This window comes from Planosporangium spinosum (genome assembly GCF_049999945.1).
Classification (GTDB): domain Bacteria; phylum Actinomycetota; class Actinomycetes; order Mycobacteriales; family Micromonosporaceae; genus Planosporangium; species Planosporangium spinosum.
In genome coordinates, this window is the sequence record NZ_JBLYUB010000003.1 from 208,118 (window position 1) to 233,042 (window position 24,925).

Annotated in this window: 26 protein-coding genes; 13 read left to right on the forward strand and 13 right to left on the reverse strand. The window is 71.1% G+C overall.

The annotated features are described in order from the left end of the window. The 3 genes from ACNTMW_RS05875 to ACNTMW_RS05885 all read right to left on the reverse strand — a co-directional run bounded on the left by ACNTMW_RS05875 (position 1) and on the right by ACNTMW_RS05885 (position 3,650). Positions 1 to 930: an STM4015 family protein gene (locus tag ACNTMW_RS05875; protein ID WP_426632339.1), complete on the reverse strand. Its 930-nt coding sequence runs from the start codon at positions 928 to 930 to the stop codon at positions 1 to 3. A 162-nt stretch (positions 931 to 1,092) separates the two neighbouring features. Then, complete coding sequence (locus tag ACNTMW_RS05880; protein ID WP_426632340.1) at positions 1,093 to 2,670, reverse strand: outer membrane protein assembly factor BamB family protein; 1,578 nt, start codon at positions 2,668 to 2,670, stop codon at positions 1,093 to 1,095. Between the two features lie 359 nt (positions 2,671 to 3,029). Next, entirely contained in the window at positions 3,030 to 3,650 is a 621-nt protein-coding gene (locus ACNTMW_RS05885) for an L-threonylcarbamoyladenylate synthase (RefSeq protein ID WP_426632341.1), read from the reverse strand. Between the two features lie 283 nt (positions 3,651 to 3,933). Between ACNTMW_RS05885 and ACNTMW_RS05890 the strand changes: the two genes are divergently transcribed. Beyond that, positions 3,934 to 4,332 (forward strand): STAS domain-containing protein, encoded by a 399-nt coding sequence (locus ACNTMW_RS05890; RefSeq protein ID WP_426632342.1) that lies wholly within the window; start codon positions 3,934 to 3,936, stop codon positions 4,330 to 4,332. Between the two features lie 220 nt (positions 4,333 to 4,552). Here ACNTMW_RS05890 and ACNTMW_RS05895 read toward each other — a convergent pair whose 3' ends face one another. Together ACNTMW_RS05895 and ACNTMW_RS05900 are read right to left on the reverse strand one after the other, a co-directional pair. Continuing rightward, entirely contained in the window at positions 4,553 to 5,431 is an 879-nt protein-coding gene (locus ACNTMW_RS05895) for a helix-turn-helix domain-containing protein (protein WP_426632343.1), read from the reverse strand. A 68-nt stretch (positions 5,432 to 5,499) separates the two neighbouring features. Then, a complete protein-coding gene (locus tag ACNTMW_RS05900; RefSeq protein WP_426632344.1) occupies positions 5,500 to 5,649 on the reverse strand; it encodes a hypothetical protein in 150 nt (49 codons plus the stop codon). Between the two features lie 29 nt (positions 5,650 to 5,678). Between ACNTMW_RS05900 and ACNTMW_RS05905 the strand changes: the two genes are divergently transcribed. Genes ACNTMW_RS05905 through ACNTMW_RS05915 form a run of 3 tightly spaced genes read left to right on the forward strand, consistent with a single transcriptional unit; the run spans position 5,679 to position 8,042 of the window. Next, positions 5,679 to 6,008, forward strand: coding sequence for a carboxymuconolactone decarboxylase family protein (locus tag ACNTMW_RS05905; protein ID WP_426632345.1), 330 nt, complete (start codon positions 5,679 to 5,681; stop codon positions 6,006 to 6,008). A gap of 3 nt (positions 6,009 to 6,011) precedes the next feature. Further along, entirely contained in the window at positions 6,012 to 6,995 is a 984-nt protein-coding gene (locus ACNTMW_RS05910; protein ID WP_426632346.1) for an aldo/keto reductase, read from the forward strand. 24 nt (positions 6,996 to 7,019) lie between these two features. Further along, positions 7,020 to 8,042 (forward strand): zinc-dependent alcohol dehydrogenase family protein, encoded by a 1,023-nt coding sequence (locus tag ACNTMW_RS05915; protein WP_426632347.1) that lies wholly within the window; start codon positions 7,020 to 7,022, stop codon positions 8,040 to 8,042. A 53-nt stretch (positions 8,043 to 8,095) separates the two neighbouring features. Here the strand turns inward: ACNTMW_RS05915 and ACNTMW_RS05920 are convergent, their stop codons facing one another. After that, complete coding sequence (locus ACNTMW_RS05920; protein ID WP_426632348.1) at positions 8,096 to 8,866, reverse strand: LysR family transcriptional regulator substrate-binding protein; 771 nt, start codon at positions 8,864 to 8,866, stop codon at positions 8,096 to 8,098. A 158-nt stretch (positions 8,867 to 9,024) separates the two neighbouring features. On the opposite strand from ACNTMW_RS05920, the gene ACNTMW_RS05925 reads away from it, so the two are divergent. Continuing rightward, entirely contained in the window at positions 9,025 to 9,405 is a 381-nt protein-coding gene (locus ACNTMW_RS05925) for a DUF5997 family protein (protein WP_426632349.1), read from the forward strand. A 63-nt stretch (positions 9,406 to 9,468) separates the two neighbouring features. On the opposite strand, the gene ACNTMW_RS05930 is transcribed toward ACNTMW_RS05925, so the two are convergent. Further along, positions 9,469 to 10,044, reverse strand: a complete 576-nt coding sequence (locus tag ACNTMW_RS05930; RefSeq protein WP_426632350.1) for a GNAT family N-acetyltransferase — start codon at positions 10,042 to 10,044, stop codon at positions 9,469 to 9,471. Between the two features lie 102 nt (positions 10,045 to 10,146). Here ACNTMW_RS05930 and ACNTMW_RS05935 point away from each other — a divergent pair, with 102 nt between their 5' ends. Beyond that, on the forward strand, positions 10,147 to 10,644 hold the full coding sequence (locus ACNTMW_RS05935; protein ID WP_426632351.1) for a catalase-related domain-containing protein: 498 nt from the start codon (positions 10,147 to 10,149) through the stop codon (positions 10,642 to 10,644). Positions 10,645 to 10,684: 40 nt separating this feature from the next. Here ACNTMW_RS05935 and ACNTMW_RS05940 read toward each other — a convergent pair whose 3' ends face one another. The 3 genes from ACNTMW_RS05940 to ACNTMW_RS05950 all read right to left on the reverse strand — a co-directional run bounded on the left by ACNTMW_RS05940 (position 10,685) and on the right by ACNTMW_RS05950 (position 13,272). Further along, positions 10,685 to 11,569 (reverse strand): ABC transporter substrate-binding protein, encoded by an 885-nt coding sequence (locus tag ACNTMW_RS05940; RefSeq protein ID WP_426632352.1) that lies wholly within the window; start codon positions 11,567 to 11,569, stop codon positions 10,685 to 10,687. A 138-nt stretch (positions 11,570 to 11,707) separates the two neighbouring features. Continuing rightward, positions 11,708 to 12,493, reverse strand: a complete 786-nt coding sequence (locus tag ACNTMW_RS05945) for a 3-hydroxybutyrate dehydrogenase (RefSeq protein WP_426632353.1) — start codon at positions 12,491 to 12,493, stop codon at positions 11,708 to 11,710. Positions 12,494 to 12,534: 41 nt separating this feature from the next. Beyond that, complete coding sequence (locus ACNTMW_RS05950) at positions 12,535 to 13,272, reverse strand: acetoacetate decarboxylase (RefSeq protein ID WP_426632354.1); 738 nt, start codon at positions 13,270 to 13,272, stop codon at positions 12,535 to 12,537. Positions 13,273 to 13,480: 208 nt separating this feature from the next. Here ACNTMW_RS05950 and ACNTMW_RS05955 point away from each other — a divergent pair, with 208 nt between their 5' ends. The 5 genes from ACNTMW_RS05955 (at position 13,481) to ACNTMW_RS05975 (ending at position 18,882) form a co-directional block, all read left to right on the forward strand. Continuing rightward, positions 13,481 to 14,125: a hypothetical protein gene (locus tag ACNTMW_RS05955; protein ID WP_426632355.1), complete on the forward strand. Its 645-nt coding sequence runs from the start codon at positions 13,481 to 13,483 to the stop codon at positions 14,123 to 14,125. Positions 14,126 to 14,784: 659 nt separating this feature from the next. Beyond that, on the forward strand, positions 14,785 to 16,323 hold the full coding sequence (locus ACNTMW_RS05960) for a Re/Si-specific NAD(P)(+) transhydrogenase subunit alpha (protein WP_426632356.1): 1,539 nt from the start codon (positions 14,785 to 14,787) through the stop codon (positions 16,321 to 16,323). Between the two features lie 4 nt (positions 16,324 to 16,327). Beyond that, a complete protein-coding gene (gene pntB / locus ACNTMW_RS05965; RefSeq protein WP_426632357.1) occupies positions 16,328 to 17,788 on the forward strand; it encodes a Re/Si-specific NAD(P)(+) transhydrogenase subunit beta in 1,461 nt (486 codons plus the stop codon). A gap of 165 nt (positions 17,789 to 17,953) precedes the next feature. After that, positions 17,954 to 18,712 (forward strand): adenosylcobinamide amidohydrolase, encoded by a 759-nt coding sequence (locus ACNTMW_RS05970; RefSeq protein WP_426632515.1) that lies wholly within the window; start codon positions 17,954 to 17,956, stop codon positions 18,710 to 18,712. Between the two features lie 20 nt (positions 18,713 to 18,732). Beyond that, positions 18,733 to 18,882, forward strand: a complete 150-nt coding sequence (locus ACNTMW_RS05975) for a hypothetical protein (RefSeq protein ID WP_426632358.1) — start codon at positions 18,733 to 18,735, stop codon at positions 18,880 to 18,882. Between the two features lie 40 nt (positions 18,883 to 18,922). On the opposite strand, the gene ACNTMW_RS05980 is transcribed toward ACNTMW_RS05975, so the two are convergent. The 3 genes from ACNTMW_RS05980 to ACNTMW_RS05990 form a co-directional block, all read right to left on the reverse strand. Next, complete coding sequence (locus ACNTMW_RS05980; protein WP_426632359.1) at positions 18,923 to 19,105, reverse strand: hypothetical protein; 183 nt, start codon at positions 19,103 to 19,105, stop codon at positions 18,923 to 18,925. 92 nt (positions 19,106 to 19,197) lie between these two features. Next, positions 19,198 to 20,619 carry a serine/threonine-protein kinase gene (locus ACNTMW_RS05985; RefSeq protein WP_426632360.1) on the reverse strand — a complete coding sequence of 474 codons (1,422 nt, stop codon included), beginning with the start codon at positions 20,617 to 20,619 and terminating at the stop codon, positions 19,198 to 19,200. A 272-nt stretch (positions 20,620 to 20,891) separates the two neighbouring features. Then, the gene (locus ACNTMW_RS05990; RefSeq protein WP_426632361.1) at positions 20,892 to 22,946 is read right to left on the reverse strand and encodes an acyl-CoA dehydrogenase family protein; all 2,055 of its coding nucleotides are present in this window, start codon (positions 22,944 to 22,946) and stop codon (positions 20,892 to 20,894) included. A 1,005-nt stretch (positions 22,947 to 23,951) separates the two neighbouring features. On the opposite strand from ACNTMW_RS05990, the gene ACNTMW_RS05995 reads away from it, so the two are divergent. After that, complete coding sequence (locus ACNTMW_RS05995) at positions 23,952 to 24,272, forward strand: TraR/DksA family transcriptional regulator (RefSeq protein WP_426632362.1); 321 nt, start codon at positions 23,952 to 23,954, stop codon at positions 24,270 to 24,272. A gap of 194 nt (positions 24,273 to 24,466) precedes the next feature. Further along, on the forward strand, positions 24,467 to 24,835 hold the full coding sequence (locus tag ACNTMW_RS06000) for an STAS domain-containing protein (protein WP_426632363.1): 369 nt from the start codon (positions 24,467 to 24,469) through the stop codon (positions 24,833 to 24,835). Positions 24,836 to 24,925: the final 90 nt, after the last annotated feature.

The following is a 24,925-nucleotide window of genomic DNA, read 5'->3' on the forward strand; positions in this document are numbered from 1 at the left end:
TCACTCCGCGACGGCCGTGTACCGGCCGTACTCGTCCTCGGTCTGCTGCTCCGACACGTCGACCGCCACGCCCGGCAGGTCGGCGCGCAGCCGCGCCATCATCTCGTCGGACAGGTAGTGGTGGTGCAGGTCGAGCCGGCGCAGGTGGGTCAGCGGCTGCCCGGCGAGCAGCGCCGCGGCGCCCGCATCGGTCAGGATCCCCTTGGACAGGTCCAGCGTGTGCAGGCCGGCCACGACGGGTGCCGCCGCGACGGCCGCGGCCACCTGGTCGGCGGTCTCGGCGTTGCACAGCGCCAGGTAGCGCAGGCGCGGGAAACGTCCACCGGCCAGGATGGGCGCCAGGTCATCCACGCCTGTGTCGCCGCCATACTCGCTCACGCCCAGCCACAGCTCCAGGTGGGCCAGGGCCGGCAGGTCACACTCGCCGACGGCGCGTACCACGTGCGCCGGCAGGCCACCGGACTCGAACGCCAGCTCGCGCAGGTTCTCGTGGCGTACCGGCCGCAGCCGCAGCTCCTCGGCGCCCCGTACCCGCAGCACCTCCAGCGCCGGGTACGCCTCCAGCAGCGGGGTGACGTCCTCGTGGTTGATCCACGAGATCTCGCACTCCTCGGCGACGAGGTCGCCGAGGAACAGCGCCCGCAGGCCGGTCAGGCGCGGAGCGAGGGAGACCAGGAGGTCGATCGGGGGAGCGGTGTCGTAGGCGCTGCCCCACTCACCGATCACCAACGCCCGGATCGACGCCGCGGGCACCCGCTCCAGCAGCCCCTCCACCAGCTCCGCGAACTCCTCCGGCGGCGCCTCGAAGTCGTCGACCTGGATGCGCCAGGCCACCGCCGAGGGATCCGCCGGCGGTGCCACGCCGGGGTCGGGGTCGCACGCCACGACCGGCAGGCCGTCGAACGTCGACACGTGCGAGTGGATGGTCATGCCCACCTCCGGTCCGGGATCCCCAGCGACGGCACCGTAGCAGCCCCCTCCGACATCGCCGCCCGCAACCGCCGGCCGGAGACACGCGACCGGCCCGGTGCCGTGGCTGCCGGGCCGGTCGGGGCGCTCGATCAGGTCAGGTCGTCGATCGCGCGCGTCTCGTCACGGGCGCCGCGGTACGGCGAACGCGTAGAACGTGGTGCCCGGCGTACCGAAGCGGGCGTACCCGTTGCCCCAGTACACGCTGCCGTCCACGACCGCCGGCCCGGCGGCGGAGGAGCCCCCGGCCTGGTGCTCCCACCGCACCTTCCCGGTGGCCGCGTCGATGGCGTACATGTATCCGTTGAGGCTGCCGGCGTACACCACGCCGCCGGCCGTGGTGACCGCGCCGAGCGCCATGCCGCCGTGCGGCTCGGGGACCTGCCACAGCACCCGGCCGGTGGCGACGTCCAGCGCGCCGAACGAGCTGTAGTCGATGGTCTGCCCGTCCGGGAGCCGGTACGGCAGCCGGTCGTAGTTCGTCTCGGTGAAGAAGATGCGACGGCCGTCGGAGGCGCTTCCCCACTCGATGCCGCCGAGGGCCGAGCCCGGTCCGGCGGCGGCGCTCCACAGCACGGCGCCGGTGGTGGCATCGAGCATCCAGTACTCGCCGCTCTTCTGGCCCGCGCCGACCGCCCGCCGCGGATGGGCGTCCGGGCCGGCGATGGTGAACAGGTGCGCGCCGTCGCCGAAGTCGTGGTCCGGGCCGGGGATCGGCGGGCAGTTGTTCGGCGGCAGGCCGGGGATGCAGGCGACGTTCCACGCGTCGAAGCGGTCCTGGCCGGTCGACCACTTGACCGCCCCGGTACGCAGGTCCAGCGCGATGATCGAGTTGATCCGGTTCCACGCCGGCAGGCAGTCGGCCGGCTTCCCGCCGGCGGCCTGGCAGTCCCTGGCGCGCTGCGTCATCTCGTAGTTGTTGCCGGTGGTGATGTACACCGTGCCGCTGGCCGGGTCGACCGCCGGGGTGCTGCCCCAGACCGCCGCGCCGCTGAAGATGTCGGTACCGGGCCCCTGGTCCGGGATCGTGGGCGTCTTCCAGCGGATCGCGCCCGTGCGCGCGTCGACGGCGGCCATGCTGCCGCGGAAGGTGCAGCACGGGTAGGCGGGGTCGGCGGCGAACGCCTCCTCCTGGGAGGACACGCCCTGGTACACCACGCCGTTGTGCACGACGGGTGACTGGGTCAGGACGGCGGCCGGGTGTTCGTCCAGCACGGTACTCCAGCGCAGGTCGCCGGTGCGCGTGTCGATGGCGAGCAGGCGGGCGCCGAGTTGCGTCCCGATGTAGACGGTGCCGCCGACCACGACCGGACTGGTGCGCGACACCGTGCCCGCGACGCCCGTGTACTCGGCCACCGACCGCGACCACAGCACCCGACCGGTGCGCGCGTCGAGCTTGCGGAACGTGCCGTTCCAGTCGGGTACGTACACCGCACCGTCGACGACGGCCGGGGTGGCGGACACGTCGCCGGACGCGATCGCCCACTTCACCGCGAGATCGCCCACGGTCGAGGGCCGCAGGCTCCGCTCGAGCGGGTTCCACCGTGAGTTGGCCAGGTCGTACCCGCCCATGCTCCACTGTGGTCGCGGTCCCTGCGTCGCGGCCGCGGGCGCCGCGGCGGACACGACGCCGACCACAGTGGCGGCGGCAGCGGTCAGGAGTCGGGCGGGCAGGGCGCGTCGATGTCGGGCGGCGTGCATGATCGGGTCCTTCCCCGTGCGGACGAGATCGAGCCTTGCCTATCGGAGGCAATCTAGCCAGCACCCCGGTGGCAAGCAACGACAAGGTGCGCTGTTGCGCAGTCGGGAACGGGTCAAAGCAATCATGAGGGCTCGTGGGAACTGCTGGAAGGCGAGCCCGGGCGACCGGCAGAATCCGCGGGTCACCTCGACCGTTCGCGTGGCGCCGAAGCTCTTGTACGGGAACCGGATGACCGACATGGTGTGGCAGCTCTCGATGAGCGGCCGCCGTCGGGTGAGGTCGGGTGCGAGGTTCTCGGTGCCGTGGGCGTAGGGAGCCGGTGCACGTCTCCGGTCCGGCAAGACCGGACGCCCGGCGGCTACTCGAATCGTGCCGGGTCACCAGCTCCGCGGCGCACGATTTCGGGTTCGGGTTGGGACAGATCGATCACGGTTGTCGGCTCCGTTCCGCACTCACCCGCGTCGACCACCGCGTCGACGAAGTGGTCGAGCTGCTCCTTGATCTCCCACCCGTGGATCATCGGATCCTCCTCTCCGGGCAGGAGCAGGGTGCTCGACAGCAACGGCTCGCCGAGTTCGGCCAGCAGCGCCTGGGCAACGGTGTGCTGGGGAATGCGTACCCCGACCGTATGTTTCCTGGGGTGCAGCAGCCGGCGCGGCACCTCCCGGGTGGCCGGCAGGATGAAGGTGTAGCTGCCCGGGGTGGAGGCCTTGACAAGCCGGAACACCGCATTGCTCACCTGGACGAACTGGCCGAGCTGGGCGAAGTCGCGGCAGACCAGGGTGAAGTGGTGGCGGTCGTCGAGGCGACGGATCTCCCTGATCCGGTCCAGTCCGGCCCGGTTACCCATCTGGCACCCCAACGCGAAGCAGGAGTCCGTGGGGTACACGATCAGCCCGCCGTCACGGACGAGGTCAACGATCTGCCGGATGGAACGCGGCTGGGGGTTGTCCGGATGCACGTCGAAATACCTCGCCACACGGTAAGCCTACGATCCGTATGGCTTGCCCCTTCAACGGACGGTGCCAGGCGGGGAAGGGGGGGGCGCTCGGCGAGGCCGGCGTCACCGTCGGTAATGGCCTCGCGTCGCGGTCGGCTGGGTCAGATCCGAATTCGCGTGTAACGTGGCGAGCAACAACGACATGGTCGAGGTGGCATACCGAGCAATCGGAGCTTTCCCAGGGTCTTGCCTTCCCGGCGTCGCGCGGCGGCCGTCGCGCGGCCACTCAATCCCCGCACATCACCGTGGGAAGGCCGCACGCATGATCCCAGACCGCTTTCTCGTACCCGAGCCGCTGTGCATCACCAGCGTTACGACCTCCGACGGCACGATCCGCGTGCAGGTTGGCGGTGAGATCGACATTGCCACCGTCATCCCGTTCGCCGAGGCGCTGGCCGCCTCCGTCGCCGCGCGCCCCAGCGCGATCGAGGTCGACCTCGCCGATGTCCCGTTCATGGACTCCAGCGGCGTGAACGCGCTGGTATGCGCTCACCGCAGCGCCGCGGCGGGTGGATGCCGGGTGCGGGTCGTCCGGCCGCGGCCCGTCGTCGACCGGGTCCTGCGCACCTGCGGGCTGGCGGAGACCCTGGGCCTGTCGGCGAGCGCGGAGCGCCCGGTGAGATCCGCCCTCGGGGCCGGAATGGACAGCGCGCCGCGGTAGGCGCAGGCCCGGTCGATCGAGCGAAACGCTCAGCGCGGGCGTTGACGCGCTCGTCTGTCGCTAGCTGCGGCCGGGCGGGAGCCTGGTAGCTCGCCTGCTGGAGCACGAGATAGGTCGATCCCCGGGGAGCGGCGATGATCGCCGCCCCCCGGTTCCTCGCGCCCAACGGGCGTGATAGGGTGTCGGGCCCTCGGGGTGGTGGGCTAGCTGCACGTCCGGTTCAGGCTTTGTCCGCCGTGTGGGTGGTGTCCGCCCGGTCGAGGGGCGCGGCCCAACTGGCGAGCAGCGTGAGAGCCTCCCCGGATGCGGTGCCGGGTTCCGCGCTGTAGGCGGTCATGGTCAGGCCGGGGTCGGCCGGCAGCGGCATCGCCTCGAAGGCGAGGTCGAGGTGGCCGACGATCGGATGGTGGAAGTGCTTGACCCCGGTGTGGTGCAGGCGCACGTTGTGGGCGGCCCACCGGGTACGGAACGGCTCGCTGCGGGTGGCCAGTTCGCCGACGAGATCGGTCAGGCTCTTGTCGTAGGGGTCGCGGCCGGCCTCGGTGCGGAGTAGCGCGACGGTGGTGTGGGCCGCCTCGTCCCAGTCGGGGTAGAAGTCGATGGCGCGGGGATCGAGGAACGCGAACCGGGCCAGGTTGACCGGTCGAGCCGGGGTGTCGAACGCCGGCGCGTACAGGGCCTGCCCGAGGCGGTTGGCGGCGAGGATGTCCAGGCGTCCGTTGCGCACGAAGGCCGGCGCGTCGGTCATCGCGTCGAGGAGTCGCTGCAGGCCGGGCCGGACCCGCTGCTGGGCCGGGCGGCGGGTACGCGGGTTGGTGTTCGCCGCCCGGGCCAGATCGAACAGGTGGGCGCGTTCGGCCTCGTCGAGCTGTAGCGCGCGGGCGATCGCCTTGAGGACGCTGTCGGAGACCCCGGCCAGGTTGCCCCGTTCCAGGCGGGTGTAGTAGTCGGGGCTGACCCCCGCGAGCAGGGCGACCTCGGCCCGGCGCAGCCCTGGGACGCGCCGGGTGCCACCGAACGGGGGCAGGCCCGCCTGCTCCGGGGTGATCCGCGCGCGCCGGGAGGCCAGAAACTGGCGAACGTCGCTCCTGCTGTCCACGACGTCCACGCTACGGCGGGCCACCCGGACCATGGGGGTTCTGTCATTACCTGTTTCAGCAGGGCCTCTCACCCCCGCCGCGCCGGGGCTTTGATGGGTAGTGCGGCGGCCGGCATGCCCGCCGGTCGGGCCGCGACGGGCAGCTGGGCGCCCTGGTCGTACGGCTCGCCCGCGAGCGCGCCGCCACGTTCGCGTTCGTGCCCCGCCGAACCGGCCATCACGAAAACCACCAGGGAAGAGCGAGAAAATGGCAGAGCAGAAAGAACCGTCGGGCGCCGAGACGATGTTCGGTGACTTCGCACCCGCCCTCGTACACCTCACCGACGACGTCCTCTTCGGGCAGGTCTGGGAGCGTCCGGAACTGTCACCGCGGGACCGCAGTCTGGTGACGGTCGCCAGCCTGGTCACCGGCGGCAGTACCGAACAGCTCGTCTTCCACCTGGGCAGGGCCCGGGAGAACGGGGTGACCGAGCAGGAACTCATCGAGGTCATCACCCACCTGGCCTTCTACGCGGGCTGGCCGAAGGCCATGTCCGCGATGACGGTCGCGAAGCAGCTCTTCCGCGCGGAGGGATGAATCATGGACTACGTACCAGTGGGATCCACAGGTGTGCAGGTGTCGCCGTTGTGCTTCGGCACGATGTCGTTCGGCTCTGAGGCCGACGAGCAGACCTCGGCGGACATGTTCCACCGGGCCCGGGACGTGGGCATCAACCTCTTCGACACCGCCGACGTCTACGGGCAGGGCCGCGCCGAGGAGATCCTGGGCGAGCTGATCGCCGGCAGCCGAGACGACCTGGTGATCACCTCGAAGGTGTGCTACCCGACCGGCCAGGACGTCAACGCGCAGGGCCTGTCGCGCCGGCACGTCGTCCGCGCGGTGGAGCAGAGTCTGCGGCGGCTGGGCACCGACCGGATCGACTTCTACTTCGTCCACGCCTTCGACGAGCGCACCCCGATCGAGCAGACCCTGCGCGCACTCGACGACCTGCAGCGGCAGGGCAAGATCCTGTACCCGGCGGTCAGCAACTGGGCGGCCTGGCAGATCGCCACCGCCCTGGGCGTCTCCGTACGCGAAGGCCTGGCCCGGTTCGAGTTGATCCAACCGATGTACAACCTGGTCAGGCGACAGGCCGAAGTCGAGATCCTGCCGCTGGCACAGGCGGAGCACCTGGGCGTGATCACCTACAGCCCGCTCGGCGCCGGGCTGCTGACCGGCAAGTACGGCACGGGCAGGCGCCCGGAGAGCGGGCGCCTGGTCGACAACGCCCGCTACGCCGACCGGTACGGCCAGGACAGCGACTACGCGACCGCGGACCGGTTCACCGGGTACGCCGACAAGGCCGGCGTCAAACCGGCAACCCTCGCGGTGGCCTGGGCGATGTCGCACCCCGCCGTGACCGCGCCCATCATCGGTGCCCGTACCTCCGCCCAGCTCGAGGACTCCCTCGCCGCCGTGGACGTCGACATGACCCCGGAGTTGCGTGACGAGATCTCCGCGCTCGCCCCCGCGCCGGCACCGGCCACCGACCGCACCGAGACCCTCCAGGCCCACTGGACCTGACCACACCGAAAGGACCTTCTCACCATGCGTGGCGCTGTCCTTCACGCCCCCCGCGACGTACGGTTCGAGGAACGCCCCGACCCGACGATCGTCGCGCCGACCGACGCGATCATCCGGCTGTCCGCGACCTGTGTGTGCGGGTCGGACCTGTGGCCCTACCGGGGCATCGAAGCCGTCGACGGGCCAGCCCCGATGGGCCACGAGTACGTCGGCGTCGTCGAGGAGGTCGGCAGCGAGGTCCGGTCGATCAAGCCCGGCCAGTTCGTGGTCGGCTCGTTCTTCGCCTCCGACAACACCTGCGAGATCTGCCGGGCCGGTTACCAGAGTTCGTGCATCCACCGCGAGCTGATCGGCGCGCTCGGCGCCCAGGCCGAGTACCTGCGCGTGCCGCTCGCCGACGGCACCCTGGTCGCCACCCCCGAGATCCCCTCCGACGACCTGGTCCCGAGTCTGCTGGCGGCCTCCGACGTGCTCGGTACCGGCTGGTTCGGTGCCGTCGCCGCCGACGTCGCACCCGGCAAGACCGTGGCGGTCGTCGGCGACGGCGCGGTCGGGCTGCTCGCCGTGCTGGCCGCCAAACAGCTCGGCGCGGAGCGCATCATCGCGATGAGCCGGCACGAGCCCCGGCAGAAGCTCGCGATCACCTACGGCGCGACCGACCTCGTCACCGAGCGCGGCGACGCGGGCGTGGCGCGGATCAAGGAGCTCACCGGCGGGCTCGGCGCGCACTCGGTCATCGAGGCGGTCGGCACCCAGGAGTCGATGATGCAGGCCATCCGGTCGGCCCGCCCCGGCGGGCACGTCGGCTACGTCGGTGTCGCCCACGGGGTCGAGCTGCCCGGCGACGAGCTGTTCTTCTCCCACGTGCACCTGCACGGCGGACCCGCGCCGGTGCGCCGCTTCCTGCCGGAGTTGATCGACCTGATCGGTAACCGGCAGATCGACCCGGGCAAGGTGTTCGACCTGGCCCTGCCGCTCGACCAGGTCGCCGAGGGCTACCGCGCGATGGACGACCGCCGCGCGATCAAGGCGCTGCTGCGTCCGTGACAGGAGCGCACCCCGTTGCCGCCCCGGTCACCCGGGCCTCGGATACCGGGGCGTCATCGCCTCCGCCGCCCGCGCCCGGACGTGCGCGGGTTCGCGCCGCCGCGACGTGCGCCGGTCTGTCCGGACGCCGCTGCGGGGCGCGGCACGCCGGTCTCGGGCGGTTTCCGCCCGGCCGGTTCGGCGGAGGTCACCGGCGCCGGGGCCCGCCCGCGCGTGCTGTTCGCGGTCCGGCCACGGACGATCCCGATCATCTCCTCGACCAGGTCGGTGTACCGGTCGCGCGCCCACACGAGCGCGACCGACGACGTCGGGGCGTCGGTGACCACCCGGTACATGAGATCACGGCGGTGGTACGCGCGGGCGAGGGACTGCGGGACGACGAGGACGCCGACTTCCGCGGCCACGAGCTCGACAGCGGCAGCCGTGGTCGCCGGGCGGTCCGCGATCACGGTCGCGGGCGCCGCCGACGCGTCCGTCCAGTCGAGGACGTCGTCCAGGGGCTGCACGAGCGTCTCGTCGGCAAGGTCCGCCAGGGTCACCTCGTCGGCCGCGGCGAGCAGGTGTTCACGCGGTACCACGACGACCGTCGCCTCGGTGTACAGCGGGATGGCGTGGAAGCTGTCCCGGTCGACCGGCAGCCGGACGAGGCCGGCGTCGGCCGCTGCGGACAGCAGCGTGGCGGCCTGGGTGGCCTCGACGGGTACCAGTTCCAGCTCCACCCCGGGCACCCGCTCGGACCATCGGCGGCTCCACTTGTCCACGGTGACACCGGGGACGACCAGCAGGCGGAACGTCGGGGGAGGACCATCGTCGGGGACGGGCACGTTACCTCCGAAGCGTCGACCAGCCGCTCAGCGGCGAGGTGGCCGGCGCGGTGATGACGCGGACCCGGACCAGGATACCGGGAGCCGGTACCCGGCAGGTGATCGCGGCACCCCGGTCCGGCCGCTGTGCCGGGTTGCCGGGCCGATACCCTGATCTCGTGAGCAAGCCGAAGAAGTCCCAGCTGATGAAGCCCGCCACGGTGGCGGAGAAGCTCGGCGTGTACCTGCCGGCCACGCCGCGGGAGTTCCAGGAAGGCTCGGTGTCCCGCGAGGAGTTCGACGAACTCCAGCGTAACCCCCCGCAGTGGCTCGTCGACCTGCGTCGCAACGGCCCCCACCCGCGCAGCGTCGTTGCCGCGCGACTGCGGGTGTCGAACAGCGGGCTGGCCCGCGGGGGCATCACGGAGCCGCTCACGACCGCGCAGATCGCGGACCTCATCGCCGACCCGCCGGAGTGGCTCGCGCAGGAGCGCGAAACGTACGCCGAGGTGCGGCGCGAGCAGCGGCGACTGCGGGAACGACGGGAGGGGACCGACTAGACCACCGCTGCCACCGAACCCGTCGCGCTCCGCCAGCGCCGCGGCCCGCCGGGCCGCCCGCGGTCAGCCGGCCGGTTGCTGCATGATCCAGATGGTCAGCGGCTCGGTCGTCACGACGTGCGCCACCTCCCAGCCGGCGCGGCGATACACCTCGACGTTGGCCGGGTTGCTGGTTTCCAGCATCGCGGGCAGGCCCTCCGTGGCGGCGCGGCGCAGTCCGGTACTCATGAGGGTGTGGCCCCAGCGGCGACCAGCGTGGTCGGGGTGGGTGCCGAGGACGCCGAGGTACCAGAACGGGGTGGTCGGCAGAGCGGCGTGCACGGCCTGGTCGTAGGCGTTGACGCGGGCCATCTCGGCGGCGGGGAGGTGGGCCGCACGAGTGTCGGCCGGCGACCCGTGCTCGGCTGCGGGATCCTCCCACATCGCGACCGACGCGCCGTGCCCGATCGTCCAGATCGTTCCCTGGCGCACCCGCTTGTCGAAGAGGTGACCGAAGAACACGGCGGCGTAGCGCGGATAGGTGGCATCGTCAGGGAACAGGTACCGCAGGACCGGATCGTTGACGAACGCGGCGACCAGCGAGTTGATCGCCCGTCCGCGGTCTGCCGGGGTGGCCACGGTGATCTCAGGTACGGTCATGGAATCCGACGGTATCCGGCCAGCGGGCCGCACGTCTGACCGCACCCGACCCGCCGGGGGCACCATCCGGTACACCTGGGTACCAACCAACGCGACGGACAGATGACCTTCTACGTCGACACCGGCGGCGAGAACCCGCATGTCAACTACGAACCGTCGGCGCTGGGCGGGCTGCGCGAGGCCGAGGAGCGCAGGCCCGACGAGCAGGGACCGGCGATCACCGGCCGGCTGACCCGGGCCAGGATCCCGCGTACCAACGACTACGCGCAGGCAGGCCAGCGGTACCTGCTGATGGAGCAGTGGGAGCGCGACGACCTCGTGCACAACCTGACGACGCTGCTGTCGGTGTGCGAGCGCCAGACCCAGGAGCGCATGGTCTGGCACTTCCTGATGTGCGAGGACGAGCTCGGTCTGCGCGTCGGCCAGGGGCTGGGCATCGGACCGGAGGACGTGAGCCAGCTGGAGCCGCTACCGTCGCAGATGCTCACCGACTCCGAACGGCAGCGGCTGGCCAATCTCGGCAAGAACGGCCCGCGCGACGTCGAAGGGCTGCGGATGACCCACTGCGTACCCGACGAACACGTCGTCGTCTCGCGGTGACCGGCCGCCCAGGCGCCTGGACGTCGCCCGCCCCGGCGGGTTACGCCACGTGCGTGACGGCACCCGGCTGTGGTTCGGGTACGGCGTCGGGGTGCAGGATCGCGGCGATCGCCTCGACACCGTCGACGAGGCGGGGGCCGGGGCGCGCGACGAGGCCGTCGGCGTCGATGGCCCACAGCGGGGTACCGGGGAATGTCGGCGCGATCGTACGGGCCTGCTGGGCGGCGCCGTCGAGGTGGAAGCCGCACGGCGCGACCAGGACCACGTCCGGTGCGGCGGCGGTGAACTCCTGCCAGGTGGTCTCCACCGACCGGGCACCGGGGCGGGCGGCGACCGGTTCGCCGCCGGCCGCGCGGACGAGGTCGGGGATCCAGTGCCCGGCGGTGAACGGCGGGTCGACCCATTCGAGGACGGCGACGCGTGGCCGGGACCGTCCGGCCACGGCCGCCGCGGTCGCCGCGAGTCGGGCTCGCAGGGTCGCGACCAGGTTCTCGGCCCGGCCGGGCACCCCGGTGCGGGCGCCGACGGCGAGGATGGTGTCGAGAACCTCGTCGAGAGTGTGCGGATCGAGCGACAGCACGTCGGCCCGGCAGCCGAGGTGGTCCAGGGCGTCGGAGATCTGCCCGGAGGGCAGGGCGCAGACCCGGCACAGGTCCTGGGTCAGGATCAGGTCCGGCGCGAGGGTGGCCAGGGCATCCGCGTGCAGGGTGTACAGGTCGGCGCCCGTGGCCAGCTGCGTCCTGACGTAGCCGTCGATCTCGCCGGGAGTCATCCCGCGGGTGTCCCGGCCGCCCACGACGACGGTCTTGTCGACCCGCGCCGTCGGTGGCTCGTCGCATTCGAAGGTGACCCCGACCAGATCGTCGCCGAGGCCGAGCGCGTAGACGATCTCGGTGGCGGAGGGCAGCAACGACACCAGACGCATACGCCCATCCTGCACCGGACCTGACCCGCCCACGAGGCGGTACGGTTCCGTGTCGCCCGGCCCCGGGCGACCAGCTCCTCGCCGGCAGCGCCGAGCCGCGCCCGCCGTGACCGGCTGACCACCGCGGCGCCGCCGGATTCAGCTGGCGGTCCAGCCGCCGTCGATGACGAGGTCGGTGCCGGTCATCGAGGCCGCGGGCGGGCTACACAGGAACAGCACCGCCTCAGCGACCTCGTCGGGCTCGACGAGCCGCTTGCGGGCCGCCCTCGACAGCAGCACCTTCTCGAGTACCTCGTTCTCGCTGATGCCGTGGGTGCGGGCCTGGTCGGCGATCTGCTTGTCGACCAGCGGCGTCCGGACGTAGCCGGGATTGATGCAGTTGGAGGTCACGCCGTGTGCGGCGCCCTCCAGGGCGACGACCTTGGACAGGCCCTCCAGGCCGTGCTTGGCCGCGACGTACGCGCTCTTGAACGCGGAGGCGCGCAGGCCGTGTACGGAGGAGATGTTGACGATGCGGCCCCAGCCCCGGTCGTACATCGCGGGCAGGCACGTGTGGATGATCCGGAACGGCGCCTCCAGCATGATCCGCAGAATCAGGGAGAACTGCACCGGGTCGAACTGCTCGACGGGGCGTACGTGCTGGATGCCGGCGCAGTTGACCACGATGTCGGCCCGCAGGTGGAGAGCGTCCAGCGCGTCGAGGTCGGACAGGTCGGCCACGACGGCCTCCCCGCCGGTCGCCTCGGCGACCGTACGGACCGGTTCCTCGTTGAGATCCAGCGAGACGACGTGCGCCCCGGAGCGGGCGAGGCGGAGGGCGGTGGCTCGTCCGATGCCGCTGCCGGCTCCGGTGACGAGGGCGGTCCGGCCGTCGAGGTCGACGCGCACGGTGTCCTGGGGCTGCGCGGCGGTGGAGGTGCTCACAGGGTCCTTCTTCCCGATGTCATGCGGTGCGCCGGCGAGGTTCAGGCGGCCAGGTAGTCGTAGACCAGTTCGGCCCGCGGCAGGGTGAGGTCGGTCAGGATGTGGCTGGCGCCGACCACCTCCCGTACCGGCAGGTCGGACAGCGGTGCCAGGGCGTGCGCGAACAGCTGTAGCCGCGCCGGGCCGGTCCACGCGCCGCGGACGGTGAGGTCGGTGACCCGCGAGCGGATGAGTTCGGCGATGCGCGGGCGGCCGTCGTAGCCGGGCATCAGCTTGAGCATGTAGGTCGGCATCGCGATCTCGGCCCGGGCCTGGTCGGCGTCCAGGGGCTGGTGCTTGTAGCCCATCGTGGCCGTCGCGACCCGGAGGCTGCCGTAGTCGAGAGTGCCGACGAGGGTGTCGGAGTCGGTGAACAGGCGTGGTCGCCCCAGCTTCTTGGGGTAGGCGCTGCTCTCGCGCCCGAGGGCGATGGCCGGCGCGTTGTCGAGGTACATGGAGTGGATGTAGTCCGCTGGCTCGCCGTCGTACACCACGCGCAGGACCTGGCCGGACTCGGTGTAGCTGCCCAGGCCGGAGCTGTCGGGCATCTTGATGACCTCGAAGCGCACCAGCGGCTCGGCCACCTCCAGCGGTTCGGGTACCACCGCGCGCAGGGCCTCCGGGTCGGTGCGGTAGGTGATGTTGAGGTACTCCCGCCGCAGGAAGCGGTACGGGCCGGGAGGATATGCCGGACCGCCGAGCGGGGTGGCTCCGGCCTGGAGAATGTCCTGGATTCGCACGGTGATGTTGGCGTCCCGTCGCGCGATGTGGTGGTTCGGCCAGGGCTGCCCTCGCGCTGTACAGGCCGTCCGGCCCCGGTGCTCCGGTATCAACGGTAGGCAGCTTCCAGGCCGGTGAGAAATGCGGCCAGATGAGGATCCATGCCCATGGCGGATGGATGTGGAGCTGCGTGACCTGCTGCCGCGGGCGTCGTGACACGGTTGGGGGATGACGGGCATCCGGCTGCGGTTCGATGGCCACATCGCGGGGATGGGTACGACCGGGGGCACGCGGATCGTCCTGGGGCACTGGGTGCGCTCGCCGTTCGGACCGGTCAGCGACGTCATGCTGGAATCACCGGGCGGCCATCGGCTGCTGCTGGCCGATACCCCGGAACTGGCCGAGTTCGTCACCGCGACCTACCGTTTCGACGAGGTACACGTCGTAGCGGTGCGGGTCCGCGTGGTGGGTGCGGCCTGGATGGTCGCGGCGGCGCCGCTGAGGCTGCGATTCACGGTCGGTCGGCGGGGCCTGTGGGGACTGCTGCTGCGCCGGGTCCCGCGCGTGGTCGCCCGCAGCCGGGCGTGGATCGGTCTGATGGATCTACCCGCGCGGGTTCTGGTACCCGGTGTGCGGACCCGCGGCAGTGCCGGAAACGCGCGACGCGAATGGTACGGCGTACATGACCTGCATCCGGTCACGGCGCTCACGGCCACGTTCGACGGAGGCGACCTCGGCCGGCTGGCGGCGGTCGATCCGCCGGTACGGTTCGGGTTCAGTTCGGTGCCTCGCAGTCCGGCCCTGGTCCGCGTGACGACCACTGTGGCCTGCCCGGGATCGCGAGGCGCGGTGGCGCTCTGGCCCCGCACGTAACGCTTCCCGGTCGTTGCGTGATGCACCACCCGCGACATGTTGTGATTGTCGATGTATCTGTCGGGACAGGTGTATCGGCTCGGCCATCCGCTCCGGGACCTCGCACGGCCGATGCCTGGCTCGCGGGTGGCGCTTCCGTTCCGGTCGGCGTGTCGGTTTCCGGCTGAGGTATTTCCCGTTCATCATGTGGGGACGATTTCTGGCCCCGACTCGGATACCTGTGCCGTGGGCGTGACCGAACGTGATCGCGCGGGGTGGCCGCGGCGGCCGGCTACCGATGGGCTCGGTGACTGGCGTGGGGGAGACAGCCGCGTGGGCTGCACGTCGCGGCGGGGGGCGTGAGGTGGCCGGGAAGTCAGACCGACCGCAGACCGCGGCCGGGGTCCGGGCCCCGCCGTCGGGACATCGGCCTGCGCGCCGGCCTGCCCGCGGGGAGCGGCCGGTGCCGAAATCCGCGGTCGCCCCACCAACGGACGTCGCCATTTCATCACCGACGGTGACGGTCATTGTTGGCATGTGATATCGCCCATATACGTGATCGATGTACTCGCAGGTAACAATCGCTCCACGCGAACGTGGCCCGACCTGGGCGCGTGCCGAGCACATCGGATTCATGAGCCTTGCCCAACGTCCGGAACGTCAACCATCGGAGTCAACTGATGATCATCGGTGTACTCAGGGAGTCCCGCCCCGGCGAGACGCGCGTCGCGGCGACACCCGCCACCGTGGTGCAGCTGGTGAAGTTGGGTTACGAGGTGGTGGTGGAGGCCGGCGCCGGTCTCAGGTCCTCGTTCTCCGACGAGGCGTACGTCGAGTCCGGCGCGACGATCGGTGACGCGCTGGCCGCCGACATCGTGTTCGCGATCAATCCGCCGTCGGCCGAGCAGCTGGACAGCCTGCCCAAGGGCGCCACGCTGATCAGCATGCTGAACCCGCGCCTGGATCCGGCTCTGGTCGACGACCTTTCGCAGCGACCGATCACGGCGCTGTCGATGGATGCCGTGCCGCGGATCTCGCGGGCCCAGTCGCTGGACGTGCTGTCGTCGATGGCGAACATCGCCGGCTACCGCGCGGTCGTCGAGGCGGCGCACGTGTTCGGCCGGTTCTTCACCGGGCAGGTGACGGCGGCGGGCAAGGTCCCGCCGGCCAAGGTACTCGTCGCGGGCGCGGGTGTCGCCGGCCTGGCGGCGATCGGGACCGCGGGCAGCCTGGGCGCGATCGTACGGGCGACGGATCCCCGGCCGGAGGTGGCCGACCAGGTCAGGTCGCTGGGCGGCGAGTACCTGTCCGTGGAGACCGCGGAGGTGGAGGTCTCCGCGACCGGCTACGCCAAGGAGATGTCCGACGACTACAACGAGCGCGCCGCCCGGCTGTACGCCGAGCAGGCCAAGGACGTCGACATCATCATCACCACGGCGCTCATCCCGGGGAAGCCGGCACCGCGGCTGATCACCGCCCAGATGGTCGCCAGCATGAAACCGGGCAGCGTGATCGTCGACATGGCCGCCGCCAACGGCGGAAACGTCGAGGGCGTCGTCCCGGGCGGGACGGTCGTCACCGAGAACGGCGTGACGATCATCGGCTACACCGACCTGGCGGGGCGGCTGCCCGCCCAGGCGTCCCAGCTCTACGGCACCAACCTGGTGAACCTGATGAAGCTGATGACGCCGGACCGGGACGGACAGCTGGTGCTGGACTTCGAGGACGTCGTTCAGCGCTCGATGACCGTCGTCCGCGACGGCGAACTCACCTGGCCGCCCCCGCCGGTGTCGGTGTCGGCGGCACCGGCGACGACACCGGCCGCCACCCCCGCGACGACCGCCCCGACCGAAGCCGAAGAGAAGCGGCAGTCCTCTCCGCAACGGCGGTTGGTGCCGGTCGGGGTCGGCGCAGCCGTACTACTGCTCGTCGCGGCGCTGGCGCCGGCCGCCCTGCTGGGTCATCTCACGGTCTTCGCGCTGGCGATCGTCATCGGCTACTACGTGATCGGGCACGTGCACCACGCCCTGCACACCCCGCTGATGTCGGTGACCAACGCGATCTCCGGAATCATCGTCGTCGGCGCCCTGCTGCAGCTCGGACACGGTGACAACGTCGTAACCGCACTGTCCTTCATCGCGATCTTGCTGGCCAGCATCAACATCTTCGGCGGCTTCGCGGTCACGCGTCGCATGCTCGCCATGTTCACCAGGAGCTGATCTGATGACCATCGAAACGGCGGCGCAGGCCGCGTACATCGTCGCCGCTCTGCTCTTCATCCTGGCGCTGGCCGGCCTGTCCAAGCACGAGAGCGCCAAGGCGGGCAACACGTTCGGTATCGCGGGCATGGCGCTGGCGCTGGCGGCGACCATCGCGCTCGCGGTGAACCACCACATCAGCGGCCCCGGTGTGGGTCTGCTCATCGCGGCCACCGTCATCGGCGCCGCGATCGGGCTGTACCGTGCGGGCAAGGTCGAGATGACCGGCATGCCCGAGCTGATCGCGCTGCTGCACAGCTTCGTCGGCCTCGCCGCCGTGCTCGTCGGCTGGAACGGGTATCTGCACGTCGAGGCCGACCTGGGCGGGGCCGGCGCCGCACTGCTGCGCCGGCAGGAACTGCTCGGGATCCACAGTGCCGAGGTCTTCATCGGCGTCTTCATCGGCGCCGTGACCTTCACCGGCTCGATCGTCGCCTTCCTGAAGCTGTCGGCCCGGATCAAGTCCAGCCCGCTGATGCTGCCGGGCAAGAACCTCCTCAACCTCGGCGCACTCGTCGCGTTCGGCGTACTCACGGCCTGGTTCGTGATCCGGCCGCAGTTGTGGCTGCTGATCGTCGTCACCGTGCTCGCCCTGCTGCTGGGCTGGCACCTCGTCGCGTCCATCGGCGGCGGCGACATGCCGGTGGTGGTGTCGATGCTCAACAGCTACTCCGGCTGGGCGGCAGCCGCCTCGGGTTTCCTGCTCGAGAACGATCTGCTCATCGTCACGGGCGCGCTCGTCGGCTCCTCAGGTGCCTATCTGTCCTACATCATGTGCAAGGCGATGAACCGGTCCTTCATCTCCGTGATCGCCGGTGGTTTCGGCATCGAGACCGGTCCTGCCGGCGACCAGGACTTCGGTGAGCACCGGGAGGTCACGGCCGAGGACGTCGCCAGGATGCTCGCCGGAGCCGACTCCGTGATCATCACCCCCGGTTACGGCATGGCGGTCGCCCAGGCGCAGCACGGCGTCGCCGAACTCACCCGTAAGCTGCGGGCCAACGGCGTCAAGGTGCGCTTCGGCATTCACCCGGTGGCGGGCCGTCTCCCCGGTCACATGAACGTGCTGCTGGCCGAGGCCAAGGTGCCCTACGACATCGTCCTGGAGATGGACGAGATCAACGACGACTTCGCGGGTACCTCCGTCGTGCTGGTCATCGGGGCCAACGACACGGTCAACCCGGCGGCCACCGAGGACCCCGCCAGTCCCATCGCCGGCATGCCCGTGCTCAAGGTGTGGGAGGCCGACCAGGTCGTCGTCTTCAAACGCTCGATGGCCTCCGGATACGCCGGTGTGCAGAACCCGCTGTTCTTCCGCGAGAACAGCGCGATGCTCTTCGGCGACGCGAAGGACCGCGTGGAGGACATTCTCCGGGCGCTCGCTGATCCTTCGCTGGAGCCGTACGCAGCCGCCATGTCCGGGTGACGGTGCACACCGCGTATCAGGTCGCGGCAGACGGCACATGCCGTCACTCCGACCGACGCTGGCAGTCGGCAAGGAGCTTGTGTGCCTGATGCTGTACCCGGCCGGCCACGCCCGTCGGCGGACGAGCCCCCACGCCGCTACGGGGTTGCACAGCTGACCGGTCACCTGCCGCGTGGAGTCACCGTCGCCGCCGTGACCGACGAGTTGCCGGTACTGGTCTGGCGATGCGCCAGACCGTGGCTGGCGATCTCGTCGGGTACCTACGGTGGGGGTCTCGGCGTTCGTGACTGGGTGCTCAACGCCACGGTTCCGGCCGGATACGACCGGCCGGACCCGGCCGAGCACATCGGGCAGATGGCCACACGGCTCGGGCTGGCCGGTGCCGGTACGGGGTTGCTGACCGCCGTCGACGTCCGGCACGTCGTGTCGGCAACGAGCCACGGGGTCACGGCGCAGGTCACCACCGGGGTGAGTCAACCGGTCTGGGCCGCCGGTTCGGATCTCGCCGCCGCCGGTTATCGGCCTGGGACCATCAATGTGGTCGGCTGGTCACCCGTGCGGCTCTCCGACGCAGCGTTGGTCAACGCAGTGGCCACGGTCGCCGAGGCCAAGGCACAGGCGCTCGGTGAAGCGGGGGTGGACGGTACCGGTACCTGCACGGACGCTACCGTGCTGCTCTGCCCGGCCGACGGGGCCGCCGAGCCCTACGGCGGCCCGCGATCACGGATCGGGTCGCTACTCGCGCGGACCGTGCACCAGGCGGTGTCGGCCGGTCTTCGGGTGCCGGACCCGACCATCTGGCCCACACCGGCCCTGCGCCCGCAGACCACGGTGATCCGCGCCGACGAATTGGGCCCGGTCATCGCCCGTACGTTCCCATCGGCATCGGGCTGGTCCGCCGACGGCTACCACACTCGGACCTGAACCGCTTACCATTCGTCGCCATGACCGATCGGGACGCAGCGGCGGAGGTACGGCCGGTCTGGTGCATCGTGGCCAACGTGGTGGACGAGCGCTCGTACGGGCCGGGCGGCGCCGAACGGCGGCGCGGGCTGAAGCTGTTCTGGCCCGGCGCGACGGGCGGGGCGGGCTGAAGCTGTTCCGGCCCGGCGCGACGGGCGGGGCGGATTCTGGCTACGCGACGTCGCCGACACCGGTGCCGAGAGCTACCGCGACGCGCTGCGCGACGTGGCCGAGCAGTTCCGCGAGCAGACCGGGGCCGAACGGGCCCGACAGGCCGCAGCCGCAGCCGTGGCCGATGGGGCGAGCGACGAAGACGCGCCGGACGGCAGGTGAGAAGGCTCTGCTCGCAGACAAGGATCTTCCTGGACCAGCCGTAGTGCGAGGTGGCCACTCGGCGTCCAACCCTCGCGCGCGTTCACGCTCTGTCCGGTCCTCGGAGTGGACGGTCAGCCGAGGGCGATCGTCGTACCGAAGCTGAGCGGCGTGTCGCGGACGACCAGTCGGGTGAAGGTGATGCCGGCCGGCACGTCGAAGACCAGGCTGCCGGTCACCGTGTTGCCGGGGTTGATGTCGGCCGTCAGCGGCCGCGATTCGGCGTAGTAGACGAACGACCAGTCGTCGGCCCGGTACTCCTTGCCGGCCGCGTCCAGCAGGCGCTGGCTGCCGGCCCACACCCGGCCGGCCTTGCGGCCGCGGTCCGTCACCCGCACCGCCAGGACACAGAACTGGCCCTGGGCCGTCCTGGTCACCGGCGGCTCGCCGAGTTGGGTCGCCCCGCAGTGCAGCCCGGTGACCACGAACTCCAGGTCGCCATCGCGTCCGGTGGGTGGTCCGGAGGGCGTCCGTGCTGGCGGGCCGCCGGCGCTGCCCGCCCCGCCGTTGTCGCCGCGCCGGTTCAGCGCGCCCAGGCAGCACAGCACGACCAGGGCCGAAGCTGTCACGAGGGCAACCGTGCGTCGCCTGCGTCGCGGCCGACGGAACGCGGCCGTCGGAGGTGTGGGCGCGGGTGGGGCGGCGGGTGGTGGGGTGGCCGGTGGCGGGCCGGCGGGTGTGCCGGCATGGGTGAGGTGTGCCGTGGCGGCCTGGACGGTCCGGGCGTCCGCTGAGCCGCACAGGGTCAACAGCAGGTCCCGCGCTGTCGGTCGGGCCGACGGCTCGGGGTGCAGGGCAGCCGTCACGATCGGGGCCAGCCGCGGTGCGACCCCGGCAAGTGCTGGTGGCCCGACCGGCGCCCGGGCAGTGCCCTGCGGACCGGCGCCACCATACGGGTGCCGGCCGGTACTCGCCCACGCCACCAGCAGGCCCCACGCGAACACGTCCGCCGGCGGGCCTGCCGGTTGCCCGAGAAGCAGTTGCTCGGGCGCCAGCCAGCCGGGGGTACCGAACATCGGGCCGGCCGTGGCCGGCGCCACCGGGTCCAGCGCGCGGGCGATGCCGAAGTCCACGACCCGCGGTCCCAACGGCGAGAGCATCACGTTGCGCGGGGTGAGGTCGCGGTGCACGACTGCGGCCGCGTGGATTGCGGTGAGGGCGGCGGCGACGCCGACCGCCAGTGCGTACGCGTCGGACTCGGTCAGCGGTCCGCGGGCGCGCACCCGGTCGTGCAGGGTAACGCCCTCGATGTACTCGGTGACCAGGTACGGCCGTCGCCCGGCGACATCGGCGTCCAGCACCCTGGCGGCGCCAAAGCCCGACACCCGCCGAGCCGCGGCCACCTCGCTGGCGAACCGGTCCCGGAACACCGGGTCGTCGCACAGGTGCGGGTGCACCACCTTCACGGCCACGAGCCGGCCGTCGGGTGCCTGGCCGAGGAAGACGGTGCCCATGCCGCCGACGCCGAGCCGGCGGACCAGACGGTACGACCCCATGGCGACGGGATCGTCTGGCCGGAGTCCGTCCGCTGCCACGGCGGTTGGAGCCGGGCCGGCGGAATCGCTCGGCGACCGGGTGTTGTCGGGGGCGGGGTCCATCGCGGATCATCTTGCCCTGCCCGTGCCGGCCGGTCACCACCCGATCGACCCGTTACGGCGCGGCGCCGCTTGAGGAGAGCCGGGCTACGAGCCGAGGACGGCCCGGAGAACCTCCGATGACCACGACAGCATCGAGCCGACCGGGCGGGCTGCTCACTCGGCGGGCACCCTCACTGGGCGGGGGCGACCTCCAGGTCGGTGGCGCTCTGCGACGGGGTCTGCGCGCCCTCGGCCTCGGCGCGCACCGCGGCGTCGCGGGTGGCCATGGCCTCCTGTCGGTCGTGCTCCTCGCGCAGGATCGCGGTGGCCTTCCATTCCGCCGGGATGGCGAACGCGTCGACCAGCGTGATCATGTGCGGCCGCAGCTCGTGGAGCAGCTGGTTCACCGTGGCGGTGAGCATCTTGGCGCGGGTGGGCGTCAGCCGGCCGTGCTCGAGGAACCAGGCCTTGTCCTGCTCGATGGTCGCCAGCGCGTAGAGGTCGCAGACCTTCTCGAGCAGCGCCTTCGCGCCCACATCCGTCGTCCGCTCGATGCCGGCGACGAACGCCTCGAGTACCACCCGGTCGATGTGTGCCTGCGCGGTACGCAGCACGTGGTCCTGGACGTCGTTGAACATGTCGAACGGCTTCATGCCGTCGGTTGCCGCGTTCGTGCGCAGCCGCCGGATCGCGCCCTCGAGTACGTGCTTCTCGCGGTCCTCGAAGGTCTTCAGCTGCCAGCCGCGGTCGAGCATCGGCACGTCGTCGTCCCGGCCGGGGACGGTGTCGACGAGCCGCTGGATCAGCCCGCGGGCCGCCGTCCGCTCCAGCACCGTCTCGCGGACCAGGTCGGCGATGAAGCCGATTCTGCCCCAGCCGTCGAGCGAGCCGAACGCGTCGCGGTAACCGGTGAGCAGGCCCTTGGCGACCAGCTGCAGCAGCACCGTGTTGTCGCCCTCGAAGGTGGTGAAGACGTCGGTGTCGGCCTTCAGGTGCGGCAGCCGGTTCTCCTGCAGGTAGCCGGCGCCGCCGCAGGCCTCGCGGCAGAGCTGGATCGTGCGGGTGGCGTGCCAGGTCTGCGCGACCTTGAGCCCGGCGGCACGGGACTCGATCTCGCGCTGGGCGGCCTCGTCGATCTCCTCGCCGTGCTCGTGCACCGCCGTCTGGAGGTCGTGCATCTGGCTCACCAGTTCGCCCTGCGCGAAGTGCAGCGCGTAGGTGGTGGCCAGCGCTGGTAGCAGCTTGCGCTGGTGCACGAGGTAGTCGTTGATGACGATCTCGCGCTCCTCACCGGGAGCGGTGAACTGGCGGCGGACGTCGCCGTAGCGAACGGCGATGTCGAGCGCCAGCTTCGTGGCCGAGCCGGCCGACCCGCCCACGCTCACCCGTCCGCGCACCAGCGTGCCGAGCTGGGTGAAGAAGCGCCGGGTCTCGTTGCCGATTTTCGATGTGTAGGTGCCGTCCTCGGCTACCTGCCCGTACCGGTCGAGCAGCATGTCGTGGGGGACCGTGACGTGGTCGAAGGTCAGCCGGCCGTTGTCGACGCCGTTGAGGCCGGCCTTGGGGCCGGCGTCGCCGATGGTCACGCCGGGCATCGGGTTGCCCTGCTCGTCACGGATCGGCACCAGCCAGGCGTGCACCCCGTGGTTGATCCCCTGGGTGATCAGCTGCGCGAAGACGACGGCCATCCGCCCGTCCTTGGCCGCGTTGCCGATGTAGTCCTTGCGCGCGGCCTCGTGCGGGGTGTGCAGGTCGAATGTCTGCGTCTCGGGGTCGTAGGTACAGGTCGTCCGTAGCTGCTGGACGTCGGAGCCGTGCCCGGTCTCGGTCATCGCGAAGCAGCCGGGCAGGTCGAAGCTGATGATGTCGCGCAGGTACGCGTCGTGGTGCCGCTTGGTGCCGAGCAGTGCAACGGCGCCACCGAACAGGCCCCACTGGACGCCGGCCTTGACCATCAGTGACAGGTCGCCGAAGGCGAGCATCTCGATGGAGGTGACCGAGCCGCCGGCGTCGGCCTCGCCGCCGTACTCCTTGGGAAAGCCCAGGCCGACCCGGCCGGAGTCGGCCAGTTTCCTGGCCATACGGGTGACGCGCTCGCGGGCCTGGAGCATGCTCTCGCCGTAGACCGGGATGAACTCCGGGTCGTGCAGATTCTCCCGGGCCTCGCGGCGCACGTGCGCCCAGCGGCCGTCGAGGACGTCGCGGATTTTGGCCGGATCCACGCTCGTGGGTACGGTGCTGGTCACTTCTCCTCCTGAGGTGGTCCGCCGGAGCGTCCGGCCCAGACTTCCCCGGATGTGCCCACATCCAAGATCTCCTACACCTGCCTTCGTCGGCACCTGTCCGGGAAGTCACGTGACCGGTCCGGGATCATGTCGGACGACGGACCCTGCCGCTGAGCTTGCCGTTCAACCTGCGGAGGTTTGTCGATGTGGTCCTGGTCGATCAATCGGTCAGTACGCGACATTCCGGCCGGCGGTGCGGATACGGCGCAAGCGCCCCCAAGTGACCCCACGCGTTACGTGCTGGATTGCCGACGGTCGGCAATGAGCACGGGTAAACGATTTCCGGCCGGACACCATGCGGTCCGGGTGTCCAATGTCGGATGCTTGGGCTTCCATTCGGCAATCCTGCGAGGAGGCGGTGATGACGACCCGTGCGGCCACGCGTTGGCGGACCGTCACCGGCCTGCCTGCGGCGCGACGACGCACAGTTGCCGCCGTTGCCCTGCCAGCCGGAGCCTGCCGCGTCCAGGCTCCAGCCGGCGCGATCGGCGCAGCGGCACGACACGACCGCGGTGTCACGCTCATGCCGGATCTCTGGCGCAACGACGACACCGGTGTCGGTGACCGTTCCGCCTCGGCTCCACCCGGCACGTTCTGCCAGGCCGATCGCTGACTGGTCGCCACGCCGGTGCGCCTGCCGCACCACGCGGGCGCTCGGCGAGCACACACCCAGCCTTCTTCTCCGGTTCTCGGCTCGTATTCCGCCGACGCGCAAGGGAGTGCCACCGTGAACATCGTCGATCACACAGCTAGCCGTGCGGCGCGGCCCTGCGGGCCGGCAGCCGGTATGGCACGCGCAGCTCACTTCCCCGGGTAACCACCCGCGGCTTGAGCGATGCCGTGGCGCCATCACGTCCGAGTTGATCGGCTGCCGGCCGCCAACCGGCAGCGCCGGTGAGCGCACCTGCGTTGTGGCGAACCCACTGTCCAGCCCCGTCGTCCACACCCGTGAAAGGACCAGTCACCGTGACCAGCACCGTGCACGATCCGATCGCGCTGCTGCGCGACACCCTGGAGGCGCAGTTCGACCAACACACCGACCGGCTCGCCGAACTTACCCTTCGCGGTCGGCGGCACGGCCACAGCTGCCACGGCGACGAGCCCCTCACCCAGCTGATCGCTTCCACCCGCCAGGACCTGGCCGACACCGCCCACGCGCTGCGCCGGATGGCCGACGGCACCTACGGCATCTGCGAACGCTGCCAGACCAGGATTCCGCGCAAACAACTGGACCACCTGCCGCACGCGCGTTTGTGTGGCTCGTGCCAGCAGCGCCCGCCCGAATGACCCACCGGCGCCCCGCGGTGTCTCCACACGACCGGCATGGACCATGTCGACCCAGCGGTTACCGCCGCGGAACCGCCCGGGCCGCCTGAAACCAGCCACGACCGCCGGACCCGCCCTGAGCGCGGATCCGGCGATGCCAGATGCCACCGGAGGCAACGATGGGTATCTCATCTACTGCACGGACAGTTGTCGGGATGACCCACACGGTTACCCCCACCGGTGAGATCGACCTGCTCGTGGCGGGCCCGCTGCGAGCCGCCATCCAGCACGCCCTGGACAGCCCGTACGTCGGTGGGGTGGTCGTGGACCTGCACCGGGTCACGTTTCTCGACTGTGCCGGCGTCGGCGCGCTCGTCGCCGGCCACAACACCGCCACCCAGCGGCGGACGCCCTTCCGGGTAATCAATCCGCAGCGTCAGGTCCGAAGGGTACTGGACGTCACCGGCGTCCTCGCGGTGCTCACTCACGACTCGGATCCAGCGCCGCTGAGCGGCCGGCACGTGCTTCTGCCCGGGCGTCGCTCGTGCGAACAACGCCTTCGTCGAGTGAGGGCTTTCGAGTGAGGCCGAACTCGTCGAAGGTCTGGTTCTCGCGCGAGGGGTCCTCGTGATTGCCGCTTACGCGCCCAATGGCGGCGCGCGGAACGTCGCGGT

Bases quoted from the DNA above. Each gene is read 5' to 3' on its own strand.
- ACNTMW_RS05875 (WP_426632339.1), bottom strand. From the start codon at position 930: ATGACCATCCACTCGCACGTGTCGACGTTCGACGGCCTGCCGGTCGTG.
- ACNTMW_RS05880 (WP_426632340.1), bottom strand. From the start codon at position 2,670: ATGCACGCCGCCCGACATCGACGCGCCCTGCCCGCCCGACTCCTGACC.
- ACNTMW_RS05890 (WP_426632342.1), top strand. From the start codon at position 3,934: ATGATCCCAGACCGCTTTCTCGTACCCGAGCCGCTGTGCATCACCAGC.
- ACNTMW_RS05900 (WP_426632344.1), bottom strand. From the start codon at position 5,649: ATGGCCGGTTCGGCGGGGCACGAACGCGAACGTGGCGGCGCGCTCGCG.
- ACNTMW_RS05905 (WP_426632345.1), top strand. From the start codon at position 5,679: ATGGCAGAGCAGAAAGAACCGTCGGGCGCCGAGACGATGTTCGGTGAC.
- ACNTMW_RS05910 (WP_426632346.1), top strand. From the start codon at position 6,012: ATGGACTACGTACCAGTGGGATCCACAGGTGTGCAGGTGTCGCCGTTG.
- ACNTMW_RS05915 (WP_426632347.1), top strand. From the start codon at position 7,020: ATGCGTGGCGCTGTCCTTCACGCCCCCCGCGACGTACGGTTCGAGGAA.
- ACNTMW_RS05930 (WP_426632350.1), bottom strand. From the start codon at position 10,044: ATGACCGTACCTGAGATCACCGTGGCCACCCCGGCAGACCGCGGACGG.
- ACNTMW_RS05935 (WP_426632351.1), top strand. From the start codon at position 10,147: ATGACCTTCTACGTCGACACCGGCGGCGAGAACCCGCATGTCAACTAC.
- ACNTMW_RS05940 (WP_426632352.1), bottom strand. From the start codon at position 11,569: ATGCGTCTGGTGTCGTTGCTGCCCTCCGCCACCGAGATCGTCTACGCG.
- ACNTMW_RS05955 (WP_426632355.1), top strand. From the start codon at position 13,481: ATGACGGGCATCCGGCTGCGGTTCGATGGCCACATCGCGGGGATGGGT.
- ACNTMW_RS05960 (WP_426632356.1), top strand. From the start codon at position 14,785: ATGATCATCGGTGTACTCAGGGAGTCCCGCCCCGGCGAGACGCGCGTC.
- pntB (WP_426632357.1), top strand. From the start codon at position 16,328: ATGACCATCGAAACGGCGGCGCAGGCCGCGTACATCGTCGCCGCTCTG.
- ACNTMW_RS05975 (WP_426632358.1), top strand. From the start codon at position 18,733: ATGACCGATCGGGACGCAGCGGCGGAGGTACGGCCGGTCTGGTGCATC.
- ACNTMW_RS05985 (WP_426632360.1), bottom strand. From the start codon at position 20,619: ATGGGGTCGTACCGTCTGGTCCGCCGGCTCGGCGTCGGCGGCATGGGC.
- ACNTMW_RS06000 (WP_426632363.1), top strand. From the start codon at position 24,467: ATGACCCACACGGTTACCCCCACCGGTGAGATCGACCTGCTCGTGGCG.